Origin of the sequence: Pseudomonas sp. GL-RE-26, assembly GCF_019956275.1 — a bacterium.
GTDB classification, from domain to species: domain Bacteria; phylum Pseudomonadota; class Gammaproteobacteria; order Pseudomonadales; family Pseudomonadaceae; genus Aquipseudomonas; species Aquipseudomonas grandcourensis.
The window spans coordinates 37,491-52,533 of sequence record NZ_JAHBDI010000021.1 but is presented as its reverse complement, the minus strand read 5'-3'; the positions used below and the strand labels follow the sequence as shown (position 1 = coordinate 52,533).

Annotated in this window: 13 protein-coding genes; 3 read left to right on the top strand and 10 right to left on the bottom strand. The window is 60.9% G+C overall.

Annotated elements, in window-relative coordinates; genetic code table 11:
- The 3 genes from KGB07_RS14880 to KGB07_RS14870 all read left to right on the top strand — a co-directional run bounded on the left by KGB07_RS14880 (position 1) and on the right by KGB07_RS14870 (position 1,831).
- The gene (locus KGB07_RS14880; protein ID WP_015093124.1) at positions 1 to 276 is read left to right on the top strand and encodes a polyhydroxyalkanoic acid system family protein; all 276 of its coding nucleotides are present in this window, start codon (positions 1 to 3) and stop codon (positions 274 to 276) included.
- A 258-nt stretch (positions 277 to 534) separates the two neighbouring features.
- A complete protein-coding gene (locus KGB07_RS14875; RefSeq protein ID WP_008047828.1) occupies positions 535 to 957 on the top strand; it encodes a phasin family protein in 423 nt (140 codons plus the stop codon).
- Between the two features lie 10 nt (positions 958 to 967).
- Positions 968 to 1,831 (top strand): phasin family protein, encoded by an 864-nt coding sequence (locus KGB07_RS14870; protein ID WP_046039623.1) that lies wholly within the window; start codon positions 968 to 970, stop codon positions 1,829 to 1,831.
- Positions 1,832 to 1,934: 103 nt separating this feature from the next.
- Here the strand turns inward: KGB07_RS14870 and KGB07_RS14865 are convergent, their stop codons facing one another.
- The 10 genes from KGB07_RS14865 to KGB07_RS14820 all read right to left on the bottom strand — a co-directional run bounded on the left by KGB07_RS14865 (position 1,935) and on the right by KGB07_RS14820 (position 14,886).
- A complete protein-coding gene (locus KGB07_RS14865; RefSeq protein ID WP_008047831.1) occupies positions 1,935 to 2,555 on the bottom strand; it encodes a TetR/AcrR family transcriptional regulator in 621 nt (206 codons plus the stop codon).
- A gap of 59 nt (positions 2,556 to 2,614) precedes the next feature.
- Positions 2,615 to 4,297, bottom strand: coding sequence for a class II poly(R)-hydroxyalkanoic acid synthase (phaC, locus tag KGB07_RS14860; RefSeq protein ID WP_046039625.1), 1,683 nt, complete (start codon positions 4,295 to 4,297; stop codon positions 2,615 to 2,617).
- A gap of 116 nt (positions 4,298 to 4,413) precedes the next feature.
- Positions 4,414 to 5,268, bottom strand: a complete 855-nt coding sequence (gene phaZ, locus KGB07_RS14855) for a poly(3-hydroxyalkanoate) depolymerase (protein WP_046039626.1) — start codon at positions 5,266 to 5,268, stop codon at positions 4,414 to 4,416.
- 157 nt (positions 5,269 to 5,425) lie between these two features.
- Positions 5,426 to 7,105, bottom strand: coding sequence for a class II poly(R)-hydroxyalkanoic acid synthase (phaC, locus tag KGB07_RS14850; RefSeq protein ID WP_046039627.1), 1,680 nt, complete (start codon positions 7,103 to 7,105; stop codon positions 5,426 to 5,428).
- 259 nt (positions 7,106 to 7,364) lie between these two features.
- A complete protein-coding gene (locus KGB07_RS14845) occupies positions 7,365 to 7,742 on the bottom strand; it encodes a gamma-butyrobetaine hydroxylase-like domain-containing protein (protein WP_046039629.1) in 378 nt (125 codons plus the stop codon).
- 64 nt (positions 7,743 to 7,806) lie between these two features.
- Positions 7,807 to 9,144 carry an HslU--HslV peptidase ATPase subunit gene (hslU, locus tag KGB07_RS14840; protein ID WP_046039631.1) on the bottom strand — a complete coding sequence of 446 codons (1,338 nt, stop codon included), beginning with the start codon at positions 9,142 to 9,144 and terminating at the stop codon, positions 7,807 to 7,809.
- A 54-nt stretch (positions 9,145 to 9,198) separates the two neighbouring features.
- Positions 9,199 to 9,729 (bottom strand): ATP-dependent protease subunit HslV, encoded by a 531-nt coding sequence (hslV, locus tag KGB07_RS14835; RefSeq protein ID WP_046031180.1) that lies wholly within the window; start codon positions 9,727 to 9,729, stop codon positions 9,199 to 9,201.
- A gap of 276 nt (positions 9,730 to 10,005) precedes the next feature.
- Entirely contained in the window at positions 10,006 to 10,719 is a 714-nt protein-coding gene (locus tag KGB07_RS14830) for an SPOR domain-containing protein (protein ID WP_007975583.1), read from the bottom strand.
- Between the two features lies 1 nt (position 10,720).
- Positions 10,721 to 12,457 carry an arginine--tRNA ligase gene (gene argS / locus KGB07_RS14825; RefSeq protein WP_046039634.1) on the bottom strand — a complete coding sequence of 579 codons (1,737 nt, stop codon included), beginning with the start codon at positions 12,455 to 12,457 and terminating at the stop codon, positions 10,721 to 10,723.
- 209 nt (positions 12,458 to 12,666) lie between these two features.
- Positions 12,667 to 14,886, bottom strand: a complete 2,220-nt coding sequence (locus tag KGB07_RS14820) for a primosomal protein N' (protein ID WP_223465768.1) — start codon at positions 14,884 to 14,886, stop codon at positions 12,667 to 12,669.
- Between the last annotated feature and the right edge of the window lie 157 nt (positions 14,887 to 15,043).

The following is a 15,043-nucleotide window of genomic DNA, read 5'->3' as shown; positions in this document are numbered from 1 at the left end:
ATGGCCCGTATTAGTGTTGAACGTGCCCATGGCCTGGGTAAGGAAGCGGCTCGCGAAAAGGCCGACAAGCTGGCGCAGAAACTTTCCGACCAGTATGGCCTGGAGCCGCAGTGGTCCGGCGACACCCTGAACCTCAAGCGCTCGGGTGTGAAGGGCGCGGTGCATGTCAGTGAAGATTCGATCAAGGTCGACGTGGAACTGGGCCTGATGATGTCGGCCATGAGCGGCATGATCAAAGCGGAAATCGAAAAGGCGCTGGACAAGGCGTTGGTCTGATTTCCCCTTGAAATCACATCCCTTGTAGGAGTGAGCCGGCTCCGGGCGGCGTTCCGACGATAGCGGTTAAATAGACAACATTGATGTTGGCTGACACTCCGTCATCGCGAGCAGGCTCACTCCTACATTTTTTATGGCGCGCGCCCGACGATTTATGTCATTTGTTAGGGTGCCGTTTCTAATTTTTCTCCCTACTTTGTGCCAGAGCCCGACACTTACCCGGGCAGTTCCTCAAACCTTCTGCGCGTGAGGTGCACCATGGCCAAAGTTATTTTGAAGAAAAAAATCGACCCGTCGACCGGCACGCTGGGCGACGTCAAATCCTATGCCCGCAAGATCTGGCTGGCAGGCCTGGGTGCCTACACCAAGGTCGGCCAAGAGGGCAGCGAGTACTTTCAAGAACTGATCAAGGCTGGTCAGGTTGTTGAAAAGAAAGGCAAAAAGGTAGTCGCCGAGAAACTTGAAGCGGCCAATGCCGAGATCGATGAAGCCAAGAGTGAAGTCAGCACTTTCAAAGGTCGTGTCGAAGTTCAACTCGACAAGGTCGAGAAGGCGTTCGACACGCGCGTCGCAAGTGCCTTGAATCGTATCGGTATTCCGTCTAAACATGACGTTGAGACACTCTCTGCTAAGCTCGATGAGCTGACGGCATTGCTCGAACGTGTCGCGCGTAAATCTTAAGGAGAACGGGATGGCTGTTAAAAAGAAAACCGAAAAAGAAGGCAGCTCGTGGATCGGGAAGGTTGAAGATTACTCCCGAAAAATCTGGCTGGCTGGTTTAGGCGTGTACTCGAAGATCGACACTGACGGCAGCAAACTCTTCGATGCATTGGTTAAAGACGGCGAGAAAGCCGAGAAGCTCACCAAGAGCGCTGTTGGCAAGACTGTCGACGCCGCCAAGGACTCCGCTTCTTCGGCCAAATCGCGCATCAGCGGCGTGAAAGATCGCGCACTGGGCAAGTGGGATGAGCTGGAAGGTGCTTTCGACAAGCGTCTGAACAGCGCCATTTCGCGTCTGGGCGTACCGAGCCGCAACGAAGTCAAGGCACTGCACAGCAAGGTCGAAACCCTGACCAAGCAAATCGAAAAACTGACCGGTGCCAAGGTTGCGCCTGTTGCGGCGAAAACCGCAGCAGCCAAGCCTGCTGCCAAGCCGGCCGCCAAAACCGCAGCCAAGCCACTGGCAAAAGCAGCGGCTAAACCTGCTGCCAAGCCTGCGGCTAAAACTGCAGCCGCCAAACCGGCCGCGGCAAAACCAGCGGCCAAGCCGGTAGCTGCAAAAGCCGCTGCTAAACCGGCCGCCAAGCCTGCAGCGAAAACTGCAGCGGCCAAGCCAGCTGCCGCCAAGCCAGCAGCCAAACCTGCTGCGGCGAAAAAACCAGCGGTGAAAAAGCCGGCAGCTCCAAAAGCCGCCGCGCCAAAACCAGCAGTGGCAGCTGCCAAACCGGCAACGCCGGCAGCTCCGGTCAGCGCATCGAACTCCGCGACCGCACCGACCCCTGCTGTCACCCCGACTGTCGCGCCGGCTCCATCGACGCCAACCAGTCAGTCCTGATTTTCAGGGCTCAAGAAAACGCCCGGCCTGTGAAGGCCGGGCGTTTTTGTTTGCGCGTGAATCTCTGAGCGACACAAGCCCACAGGGTTGGTCGGTATCAGGATTACTCGTGGTCTTCCAGATACTCCATCGCCATCTGTTCGGTCGCCGCCTTCATCGACGGCAGCAGGTGCGGCGCCACCAGCATCATGATCTGGTAAACCACCAATCGCACCTCGCCCTGACGATCAAGAATCCGCTGGTAATCCAGTGAGAACAGCAGCGTCATGGTGATCTGCTCCACCAGTTGCCCCAGTGCCTGGGTATCGCTGACCAGCAGCCCTTGTGCCTGCAATCGTGCCAGCAGCGACGCCAGTGTGCGCTTGAGTGCGTTGAGCAGGTTGCGAATGCCCTTGGCCAGCTTCGGCAGGCGTCCGGCGAGGTTCGACAGGTCCTGGAACAGGAACCGGTAATGGGACAGGCGTTCGACGATCAGGTGCAGGAACAGCCAGTATTCTTCGGGCGCCAGTTCGGCATCGGCCGGTGGATCGAGCAGGGGCGCCAGTTCGCTCTGAAAGCGTTCGAACAGCCCGAGAATCAGCGGTTCCTTGCCGTGGAAGTGGTAGTAGAGGTTGCCCGGGCTGATCCCCATTTCATTGGCAACTTCCATGGTGGAGACATTCGGTTCGCCCTTTTGATTGAACAACTGCAGGGCACATTCGAGGATCCGGTCGCGGGTTTTCATCCAGTCTTCTTAATCATCGGGTCTTGCCACGGCCGACAGCGGCCGTGGCTCGTTGAACGTCAGCGCACGCGCACGTAAGTACCGGGTGCTGCCTCCATCGGTGGATAGTTCTGGTTGCCGAGGGCCATGTGGGTTTCTTTCTGCGCGCCGGAACGTTGCTGTATCCAGTCCAGCCATTGGGTCCACCAACTGCCGTCGACACGCTTGGCGTCGTAGTACCAGGCCCGTGGGTCGCTGCTCAGTTTGCCGTTCTCGACGTAGTTGGCTTTCGGGTTACTCGGCGGGTTGAGGATGCTCTGCACATGCCCACTGTTGGACAGCACGAAGCGGCGCTCGCCACCGAGCAACAGCGTCGAGCGATACACCGCGTCCCACGGCGTGATGTGATCGTTGATGCCGGCGACGCTGAAGCTGTCGACGGTAACCTTCTGCAAATCGATCGGTGTGCCACAGACTTCCAGGCCACCCGGGTGAGTCAGCGGGTTGTGCTTGAAGAAGTCCAGCAGGTCGCCATGCAGGGCGGCCGGCAGGCGTGTGTTGTCGTTGTTCCAGTAGAGGATGTCGAACGCCGGTGGCTCCTTGCCCAACAGGTAGTTGTTGACGAAGTAGCTCCAGATCAAATCGTTGGGGCGCATCCAGGCGAAGACCTTGGCCATGTCGCGGCCGTCCAGCACACCTTTTTGATAGGAGCGGCGCTTGGCGGCTTCCAGAGTCTGTTCGTCGGCGAACAGCGTCGCGGGGCTGTCCATCTGACTGTCGAGCAGGCTCACCAGGTAAGTCGCGCTGGACACTCTGCGCAGCTGTCGCTTGGCCTGCAAGTGACCCTGCAACGCGGCAATGGTCAGCCCGCCGGCGCAGGCGCCCATCAGGTTGACCTCCCGTGCGCCGGTGATCGCCCGGCAGACGTTCATGGCCTCTTCCACGGCTTCCACGTAGGTCGAGAGCCCCCATTCACGATGGCGCACATCCGGGTTACGCCAGCTGATCATGAAGGTTTGCAGACCGTTTTTCAGGGCGTACTGGACGAAGCTGTTGTGGGGGCTCAGGTCGAAAATGTAGTACTTGTTGATTTGCGGCGGCACCACCAGCAGGGGCTTGGAATACTGCTTTTCGCTCATCGGCTTGTACTGGATCAACTCCAGCAGCTCGTTGCGAAACACCACTGCACCAGTGGAGGTGGCGACCGTCTTGCCAACCTCGAACGCTTGCTTGGTGACTTGCCGGGGCAGGCCATCGTTGTGCAGCAGATCGTCCACCAAATGGCTGATGCCGCGCACCAGGCTGTTACCGCCGGAATTGAAAAGCTCCTTGACCGCCAGTGGATTGAGCAGGCTGTTGGAGGGCGATACGGCGTCGTTGAGCAAGGTGAACGCGAAGTGGGCGCGGGCGCGGTCGTCCGGGCTCATGTCGCTCTCGTCGATCCAGCTCTTGACCTGTTTCTGCCAGCTCAGATAGGCCTGCAGGCTACGGCGATAAAACGGGTTGAGGCTCCACGCCGGATCGGCGAAGCGAGCGTCCTGCGGGTTGGTCGGGTGCAGGGTTTCGCCCAGCAGCACACGGCCAAGCTGACCGCCGAGTTTGAGTGCATGTCGGGCGCTGTGCACCGGATTGCGCAAGCCATGGGCGGCCACACTGCGCAGGGTCGACAGCAGGTCCCGACCGCGCAGGCCGGTAATCGCACTCTGTGCATTGATGAACGCGGCGGGAGTCGGTAAGGAATCCCTCGCTGGTTTCTCGCGCATGAGTCAACACTCCTTCGTCTTCAGGCCAAAAACAAACACACTGAACCAGAACACCATAGACGCTGTAACGGGTTGTTGCGCGGCGTGGCGTCCTGCCGACCGCTGAACCAGCGGTTTTAGCCGCCCAATGGCGCCGGACGCGGATGCATCACCGCGCGCTGGCGCTCCTCTTCCAGGAATTTCATGATGATCGGGGCCACCGCTTCAGCCCGGGTAATCAGGAACAGATGCCCGTCATCGATGATGTGCAACTGGGCATTGGGAATCCGCCAGGCCAGCACGCGCATGTTGATCAACGGGATCAGTGGGTCATCGTCGCCGGCCAGTACCAGGGTCGGCTGGCGGATCTTGTGCAGCCAGTGGATGCTGGTCCAGCCGAGGCCGGCGAACAGCTGCCAGTAGTAACCGAGCTTGCCCGCCGAACGCACCTTGGCCGCATGGCTGGCGGCCAGCGTCGGGTCGCGACGGAACGCACCACCGTAGATCATCGGCGCAATGCGGATCACGTGGGATGGCTGGATGTAACGTCGCGGGCTGGCCATCATCCACAGTACTTTCGGTTTGCCCGGCACCATCACTGCACCCGCCGCCGTCGCGGCCAGCACGAGTTTCTTGCAGCGCTCCGGATAGTCGTAGGCGAACTGTTGGGCCAGGGCGCCCCCCCAGGACACGCCGATGACGTTGACCTGCCCGTAGTCGAGATAGTCGAGCATCCGCGCCGTGAGTTTCGCCAGCCCCGGAAAGCGATAGGGCCGGTTCGGTGTCGACGAACCGCCGACTCCGGGTACGTCGAAGGCGATGACTTCCAGGTCGGGGTCCAGCGCCGCGATGAACGGGAACACCAGCTCCAGGTTGGCGCCGATGCCGTTGAAAATCAGCAGGGGCGTCAAGTGAGGCTTGCCGGGGCGTACCGCCGTGCGGAGCGTCTGGCCATCCAGATCGACGGTACGGAATATGAAGGGTTGCGGCATGCTTCTGGCCCTGTGGGTCGCTATCTCAAATTCATCCCCAATCCCCTGTGGGAGCGAGCCTGCTCACGAAGGCGCCGGATCAGTCGACATCAATGTTGAATGATCAAACGCCATCGCGAGCAGGCTCGCTCCCACAGTGTGGGGCGAGGTGTGTCAGTTACCGCTCATGTACATAAGTGCCCGGTGCGGCTTCACCCGCTGGATAGGCCTTGTTGCCCAGTTTTAGCGGAGCTTTTTTCAGGTTGCCCGAACGCTGTGCCTGCCACGCCTGCCAGTGCAGCCACCAGGAGTCGGCGTGCTTGGTCGACTCTTCCTGCCAGTCATCGGCATTGGCGGGCATTTCGATGCTGGTCATGTAGCGCGATTTCGGATTGCCCGGCGGGTTCAGAATGCTCTGGATGTGCCCGCTGCTGGACAGCACGAATTCAACGTTGCCGCCGAACAGTTGCGCCGACTTGTAGCAGGAGCGCCACGGAGTGATGTGGTCGCTGGTGCCGGCCAGGGAGAAGATGTCGGCGGTGACCTTCTTCAGATCGATCGGCGTTCCGCACACTTCCAGTGCATCGGCACGGGTCAACGGGTTACTTTTGAACATTTCGATCAGGTCGCCATGGAACGCGGCGGGCAACCGGGTGGTGTCATTGTTCCAGAACAGAATGTCGAATACCGGCGGCTCGTTGCCCAGCAGGTAGTTGTTGACCCAGTAGTTCCAGATCAGATCGTTGGGGCGCATCCAGGCAAAGACTTTCGCCATGTCGCGGCCTTCGAGCACACCGGCCTGGTAAGACTGGCGCTTGGCGGCTTCGAGGGTTTGTTCATCGACGAACAGGGCCACGTCGCTGTCCAGGGTGGTGTCGAGCACGCTGACCAGCAGGGTCAGGGCGTTGACCTTGTTCTCGCCGATTGCCGCGTAGTGGCCCAGCAGCGCGGTGCAGGTGATGCCGCCGGAGCAGGCACCGAGCATGTTCACGTCTTTGCTGCCGGTGATGGCGGTGACCACATCAACCGCTTCCTTGAGCGCTTCGATGTAGGTCGACAGACCCCATTCGCGCTGCTCCTTGGTCGGGTTGCGCCAGCTGACGATGAAGGTCTGCATGTTGTTGCGCAGGCAGAACCGCGCCAGGCTTTTTTCCGGGCTCAGGTCGAAAACGTAGAACTTGTTGATTTGCGGCGGTACCACCAGCAGTGGGCGTTCATGCACCTGCTCGGTGATCGGCTTGTACTGGATCAGCTCCAGCACGTCGTTGCGAAAGACCACCGCACCCTCGGTCACGCCAAGGGTCTTGCCGACCTCGAATGCGCCCATGTTGACCTGGCTCGGCATTCCGCCGTTATGCACCAGGTCCTTGGCCAGATGCGAGAGGCCATCGAGCAGGCTCTTGCCACCGGTTTCGAAGAAGCGCTTGACCGCCGCCGGGTTGGCCGCCGTGTTGGTCGGGGCGAAGGCCTCGGTCATGAGGTTGATCACGAAGTGCCCGCGGCTGACGTCCTTGGCCGGCAGGTTACTGTCGTCGATCCAGTCGTGGAGCTCCTTGCGCCACGCCAGGTAGGTTTGCAGATAACGTTTGTAGAGCGGGTTCTGGCTCCAGGCCGGATCCGCGAAGCGACGGTCATCGCTGGTCGGCAGCAGCTCGGATTTGCCGAGCAGCACGTTCTTGAGTTCAAGGCCGAAATGAGCGACATGCTTGGCGCTGTGAATCGGTTGCTTGATGGCCTGCCTGAGCACCATTCGAGCAGAAGCCAGTAGATCCTTTCCACGCAGTCCAACGACAGGATTCAGCCCCAAGGTGTTTTCCGAGGCTTGACTCTTCAAGTCATCGTTATTCTTGTTACTCATCTACGACGCTCCATTGTCCTGAGACGAGTACCGGGTCCTGCTGTGTAGTCACACAGCCAATGCCAGGTACTACTGCTCGGGGTGACCGTTAATACTGCATCGCTGCTTTTTTAATGCAGAGAGCACTGCAGGGAACTTGCCAGTTCCATTGGTTACCCGAGTTTAATTTTTTTCGCAAGCAGGCCAATCGGCGGCCCTGGAGCGGAGCATTCAAACAGATGAAATTAGAAAATGCCCTCTAAAGAGCAAGAGGCTCGGATTAGAGCATCAGCTTGACGACGGATTCGTTCGGGTCGCGGGTTTTTCCGGCGGCTTTTAGCTCGGCCAGATAATCTTCCCAGAGTGCGTCATAACGTCGCCCCAGTTCGTACAGATATTCCCAGGTGAACAAGCCGCTGTCGTGGCCGTCGTCGAAGGTCAGTTTCAGTGCGTACTGACCGGCCGGTTCTACTTTGGTCAGTCCTACGTTGATCTTGCCAAATTGCAGGATGGGTTTGCCGTGGCCCTGGACCTCGGCGGAAGGAGAATGCACGCGCAGGAACTCGGCGGGCAGGGTGTATTCCTCACCGGACGCGTATTTGAGCGACAGGGTTTTCGAGGCTTTGTGCAGCTTGATGTCGGTGGGGAGTTGGGTCATGAGCGCCGTTCCGTTATGGATGGAACCCTGTAGGAGCGAGCTTGCTCGCTCCTACAAGTATGGCTTACAGGATATAACGGGACAGGTCTTCGTTCTGCGCCAATTCACCGAGGTGGCTGTTGACGTAGTCGGCGTCGATCTGGATCACCTTGCCGTCATGGACACTGGCCAGGTCGCCGGCGCTGAACGACACCTCTTCGAGCAGGCGCTCGAGCAGGGTGTGCAGGCGACGGGCACCGATGTTTTCGGTTTTCTCGTTGACCTGCCAGGCGATCTCCGCGATGCGCTTGATCCCGCTCGGCTGGAACTCGATGTCCAGGCCTTCGGTTTTCAGCAGTGCGCAGTATTGCTCGGTGAGCGAGGCGTGAGGCTCGCTGAGGATGCGTTCGAAATCCTCGGGGCTCAGGGCCTTGAGTTCGACACGGATCGGCAGGCGGCCTTGCAGCTCAGGCACCAGGTCGCTCGGCTTGCTCAGGTGGAACGCACCGGAAGCAATGAACAGGATGTGGTCGGTCTTGACCATGCCCAGCTTGGTGTTGACGGTGCAGCCTTCGATCAGCGGCAGCAGGTCGCGCTGTACGCCTTCGCGGGACACATCGACGCCACCGGAATTACCGCGTTTGGCGACCTTGTCGATTTCGTCGATGAACACGATGCCATGCTGCTCGACTGCTTCCAGGGCCTTGGCCTTCAACTCTTCATCGTTGACCAGGCGGCTGGCTTCTTCGTCGCGCACCAGCTTGAGCGCTTCCTTGACCTTGAGCTTGCGGGCTTTCTTCTTGCCCTTGCCCATGTTGGCAAACAGGCTTTGCAGCTGGTTGGTCATTTCTTCCATGCCCGGTGGCGCGGAGATATCGACGCCGGCCATTTCGGCGACTTCGATTTCGATCTCCTTGTCATCCAGCTGACCTTCGCGCAGGCGCTTGCGGAACAGCTGGCGGGTGTTGGAGTCGGCAGTCGGGGCGTCGTCGCTGCTGAAGCCCATGCGTGCCGGTGGCAGCAGGGCGTCGAGGATGCGCTCTTCGGCGGCGTCTTCGGCGCGGTGGCGAACCTTGACGATTTCCTGCTCGCGCAGCAGCTTGATTGCAGCATCGGCCAGGTCACGAATGATCGACTCGACGTCGCGGCCGACATAGCCGACTTCGGTGAACTTGGTCGCTTCGACCTTGATGAACGGTGCATTGGCCAGTTTGGCCAGGCGACGGGCGATCTCGGTTTTACCGACGCCGGTCGGGCCGATCATCAGGATGTTCTTCGGCGTTACTTCAACGCGCAGCTCTTCAGGCAGCTGCATGCGGCGCCAGCGGTTGCGCAGGGCAATGGCGACGGCGCGCTTGGCATCGTCCTGGCCGATGATGTGGCGATTGAGTTCGTGGACGATTTCACGGGGAGTCATGGACATAGTATTTAAAGGACCTCAAGCAAGAATGAGCCGTGGTGCGGTGGCTGCACGGGCTTACTCGGCGCAGTCCTGCTCCTCAATGGTCTGAGTGTGATTGGTGAATACGCAGATGTCGGCGGCGATGCCGAGGGCGGTTTCGACGATTTCCCGGGCCGACAGATCGGTTTTCTTCAGCAGCGCGCTGGCAGCGGCCTGGGCGTAACCGCCGCCGGAACCCATGGCGATCAGGCCTTCTTCGGGTTCAACCACATCGCCGTTGCCGGTGATGATCAGGGAGGCGTCTTTGTTGGCGACCGCGAGCATGGCTTCAAGGCGGCTCAGGGAGCGGTCGGTGCGCCATTCTTTGGCGAGTTCGACGGCGGCACGGACCAAATGGCCCTGATGCTTTTCAAGCTGGCCTTCGAAACGTTCGAAGAGGGTAAAGGCGTCGGCGGTGGCACCGGCAAAACCGGCAATGACCTGGCCGTGGTACAGGCGGCGAACTTTTTTCGCGTTGCCTTTCATCACGGTATTACCAAGGGAAACCTGGCCGTCGCCGCCCATGACGACTTTGCCGTGGCGGCGAACTGAAACGATGGTGGTCAAGGGAAGAGTCTCCACGCAGCGGGGCGAAAATGCCTTATGCAAACTCATATGGGGGTGGTGGAGCGTTTTTCAACTGTAGGGCGGGAGAGGGGACGAGTGGTGTGTTGCGATGGTGATAGGTTGTCGCTGAAACAATTGTGGCGAGGGAGCTTGCTCCCGCTTGGCTGCGAAGTAGCCACAAACCCGGTCTATGCGGTCTACCTGATGGACCGCAAATGCAGGTTTTGGGAGTGCTGCGCACTCCAGCGGGAGCAAGCTCCCTCGCCACAGGGAGCGTTATCGGCTTTGGCGTTGTTGTAACAACAGATTGCTGAAACCGGCGCCAGCCAGTTGTTTCTGGGCCGTGGTCAGTTGTTCGCGGTTGCTGAACGGTCCGACCAGTACTCGATACCAGGTTTCGTCCTTCACCGTGCCGGACTCAACCGCCACGGCCTGGCCCAGCAGGATGATCTGCGCCCGAACCTTGTCCGCATCAGTCTCTTTGCGGAACGAGCCAGCCTGCAGGAAAAACTTCGTCACAGGCGCAGCCTTGACCGGCGGCGCAGGAGGCGGAGTAATCCCGGCCAAGGCAGCCTGGGCGCGAGCCGTGTCGATCTTCGCCGCTTCGGCCGGGGTGACCGGCGTGGTCGGGATGGCCGGCACTTGCGGCGTCGGCAGGGTTTTTTCCGGCACGGCATCCGGCGGCACGATGACTTCCGATTCCGGCAGCAAGGTGTAGAAGTCGTACTTCGGCTTCACCGGTTGCGTCGGGCTCGGCGGGGTCTTGTTGGCCTCGGCGATCTTGCTGGCTTTCTGCTGTTGCTGTTGCTCGACTTTTTCACGCTTGACCGTGTCGCTGCCTTTGCCCGGTTCCAGCTTCATCAGGAATACGATGAAGGCGCCGACCGTCAGGCCGATGGCCATCCACAGCCAGCCCGGGATCGGTTGCTTTGCAGGAGCTTGGTAACGGCTGGCGCCACGTTTGGGTGCAGGTTTTTTCTTGGCAGCCAACTTACATACGCTCCAGAGTTTCCAGGCCCAAGAGTTCCAGGCCTTGCTTGAGGGTGCGTCCGGTCAGCGCGGCGAGGCGCAGGCGGCTCTGCATTTGTGCCGGGGTATCGGCGGCGAGGATCGGGCAGTTCTCGTAGAAGCTGGAGAACAGGCCGGCGACGTCGTACAGGTAAGTGCAAAGGATGTGCGGGGTGCCTTTTTCGGACACGTTGTTCAGGATCTCGCCAAACTGCGCGAGCTTCGCCGCCAGTTCGTGTTCGTGTGCCGCTTCCAGAACGATCTGGCCGTCGACTTCGCTGAAGTCCTTGCCGAGCTTGCGGAACACGCCGGCCACGCGAGTGTAGGCGTACAGCAGGTACGGCGCGGTGTTGCCTTCGAAGTTGAGCATAAGGTCGAAGTTGAAGCTGTAGTCACTGGTGCGATGCTTGGACAGGTCGGCGTATTTCACTGCGCCGATGCCCACCACCTTGGCGATGTTGCGCAACTCGGCTTCGGCCAGCTCCGGGTTCTTGTCCTTGACCAGGGTGTAGGCGCGCTCCTGGGCTTCGGTCAGCAGGTCGATCAGCTTCACGGTGCCGCCATCACGGGTCTTGAACGGACGACCGTCAGCGCCGTTCATGGTGCCGAAGCCCATGTGTTCCATTTCCATCGGATGGGTCACGAAACCGGCCTTGCGCGCCACGGCGAACACTTGCTGGAAGTGCAGGGCCTGACGCTGGTCGACGAAGTACAGCGCGCGATCGGCCTTCAGCTTGCCGCTGCGGTAGCGCACGGCCGCCAGGTCGGTGGTGGCGTAGAGGTAGCCGCCGTCAGCCTTGACGATGATCACCGGCAGCGGGTCGCCGTCGGCGTTCTTGAACTCGTCGAGGAACACGCACTGTGCGCCGTTGCTCTCGACCAGCATGCCCGCCGCTCTCAGATCGTTGACCACGTTGATCAGGTCGTCGTTGTAGGCGCTTTCGCCCATCACGTCGGCCATGGTCAGTTTGACGTTGAGCAGTTCGTAGATCTTCTGGCAGTGGGACAGCGAGATGTCCTTGAACTTGGTCCACAGTGCCAGGCAATCGGCGTCGCCGGCCTGCAACTTGACCACCAGGCCACGGGCGCGGTCGGCGAACTCTGCGGATTCGTCGAAGCGTTGCTTGGCGGCGCGGTAGAAGTTCTCCAGGTCCGACAGCTCGTCGCTGGTGATCGGGTTTTCCTGCAGGTAAGCCATCAGCATGCCGAACTGAGTGCCCCAGTCGCCGACGTGGTTCTGACGGATCACGGTGTCGCCGAGGAATTCCAGTACACGGGCCACGCCGTCGCCGATGATGGTCGAGCGCAGGTGGCCGACGTGCATCTCTTTGGCCAGGTTCGGTGCCGACAGGTCAACCACGGTGCGCTGCACCGGGCCGGCCTTGCGCACGCCGATGTGGGCGTCGGCCAGGGCGGCGTCCAGGCGGGTCGCCAGGGCGTCGGTGTTCTGGAAGAAGTTCAGGAAGCCTGGGCCGGCGATTTCGGTCTTGGCGACATTTTCGTCAGCCGGCAGTGCGGCAATGATTTTTTCCGCCAGATCGCGGGGCTTCATGCCGGCCGGCTTGGCCAGCATCATGGCGATGTTGCTGGCGAAATCGCCGTTCTTCTTGTCGCGGGAGTTTTCCACCTGGATCGCCGGCGACAGGCCTTCAGGCAACACACCTTCGTTGACGAGTTGGGTGATGGCTTGTTGGATCAGCTGGCGAATGGTGTCTTTCATGGTCTTCTCTTTCGACCGCAGGCGCGGCGGCGCATCATGCGCTGGTGGAAAAACTGGGCATTATCCGTTGCGAAGACGGGCTTGCCAACCATAGCAGGCAGGATATGGATGTGTGGTGACAAAAGGGGCAAAGATCGCAGCCTTCGGCAGCTCCTACGCTGATCGCGCTTTTCTGTAGGAGCTGCCGAAGGCTGCGATCTTTTAAACTTTCAATACAAATCGACTGGATCGACATCCAAAGACCAGCGCACCGCTCGTCCGCTCGGCATCTGCTCCAGCGCCAGCAACCAACTGGCCAGCAATCGATGCAAGGGTGCCCGCGCCGTAGCCTGTACCAACAGCTGCGCACGATAACGCCCGGCCCGGCGCTCCATCGGTGCCGGGACCGGTCCCAGTAATTCGATCCCCGTCAGATTCTGCTCGGCCAGCAATCGCTCCGCCTCGCTGCAAGCCTCATCCAGGAAGCCTTCGGCCTGACCCGGTTTGTGCGCCTCGGCCCGCAGCAGCGCCAGGTGCGCAAACGGCGGCAATCCGGCCGCACGGCGTTCGCTCAAGGCCTGTTCGGCGAAGGCGAAATAGCCTTGCTCGGTCAATTGCACCAGCAGCGGATGGTCGGCCAGGTGCGTCTGAATAATCACTTTGCCCGGCTCTTCGGCGCGACCTGCGCGGCCGGCGACCTGCACGATCAGTTGAGCCATGCGCTCGCTGGCGCGGAAGTCGCCGGAGAACAGGCCACCGTCGGCGTCGAGGATCGACACCAGTGTCACCCGTGGAAAGTGGTGACCTTTGGCAAGCATCTGCGTGCCGATCAGGATGCACGGCTGGCCTTTTTGAATGGTCGCGAACAACTGGTTCATCGCATCCTTGCGCGATGTGCTGTCGCGGTCGACCCGCAGCACCGGATAGTCCGGGAACAGAATCGCCAAGCGCTCCTCGGCCCGTTCGGTGCCGGCGCCAACGGGGCGCAGATCGACCTTGTTGCACTTCGGGCACTGGCGCGGCACGCGTTCGACGTAGCCGCAATGGTGGCAGCGCAGCTCGCCGTAACGCTGGTGCACGGTCATCCGCGCATCACAGCGCTGGCACTCGGACATCCAGCCGCAGTCATGACATAGCAGGGTCGGGGCGAAGCCGCGGCGGTTGAGGAACACCAGGACCTGCTGCCCGGCAGCCAGGGTCTGGCCGATGGCTTGTTGCATCGGCCCGGAAATGCCGCTGTCCAGCGGGCGACTTTTGACATCCAGACGCAGGAAACGCGGCTGTTTGGCGCCGCCGGCTCGCTCGTTCAAGCGCAGCAGCCCATAGCGGCCGGTGTAGGCATTGTGCAGGCTTTCCAGCGAAGGGGTGGCGGAGCCGAGGACAATCGGGATGTTTTCCTGTCGCGCCCGCACCAACGCAAGGTCGCGGGCGTGGTAGCGCAAACCTTCCTGCTGTTTATAGGAACCGTCGTGCTCTTCGTCGATGATGATCAGGCCGGGGTTCTTCATCGGTGTGAACAGGGCCGAGCGGGTGCCGATGATGATGTCGGCCTCACCGTCCCGGGCGGCCAGCCAAGCCTCAAGGCGTTCGCGGTCATTGACCGCCGAATGGATCAGTGCGATACGGGCATTGAAACGCTGCTCGAAGCGCGCCAGGGTCTGCGGGCCGAGGTTGATTTCCGGGATCAGCACCAGCGCCTGCTTGCCGGCCTCGAGGGTTTCGCGGATCAACTGCAGATAGACTTCGGTCTTGCCGCTGCCGGTGACACCGGCCAGCAGGAACGCGTGATAACTGTCGAAGCCGGCGCGAATCGCCTCATAGGCGGCACGCTGCTCCGGGTTCAGCGGGAGTTCCGGTTGCGCCAGCCAGTGTTCGTGGCGTGCGCCCGGGGCGTGCCGGCGGATCTCGACCTGCACCAAATCCTTGGCCAGCAGCAAATCCAGGCTGTCCTTGCTCAGCATCAGTTTGCTCAGCAATTGATGGGCGACGCCATGGGGATGCTGGGCCAGCGTGGCCAGGGCTTCGCGCTGGCGCGGGGCGCGGGCGATGCGCGGGTCATCGAGGCTGGCCCCCGGCGCGGCGGACCAGAAACGCTCCTGGCGCGCTTCGGCCAGTTCACCCTGGCGCAGCAACACCGGCAGTGCCCAGCTCAAGGTGTCGCCGAGGCTGTGCTGGTAATACTGGGAGGTCCACAGGCACAGCTTGAACAGCGCGGGCGGCAGCGGTGGCGTAGCGTCGAGCAGGGCCAGGGCCGGCTTGAGTTTCTCGACCGGCACTTCGCTGGTGTCGGTGACTTCCACCAGAATACCGATCATCTCGCGTCGACCGAACGGCACCCGCAGGCGCATGCCAGGGTGCAACTGGGCGCGCAGGATGCCGGCCGGTGCGCGGTAGTCGAACAGGCGGCGCAGCGGCGAAGGCAGGGCGAGGCGCAAAATGGCGTCGGGCACGCGGGGGATCTCGATCAACAAACAATAGGGGGGCGTGACATATAACCTGTAGGAGTGAGCCTGCTCGCGATAGCAATCTTGCAGTCAACATTGCGGCGACTGGCAGACCGCTATCGCGAGCGGGCTCACTCCTACAGGGGATCGCGTATTGGGCCGG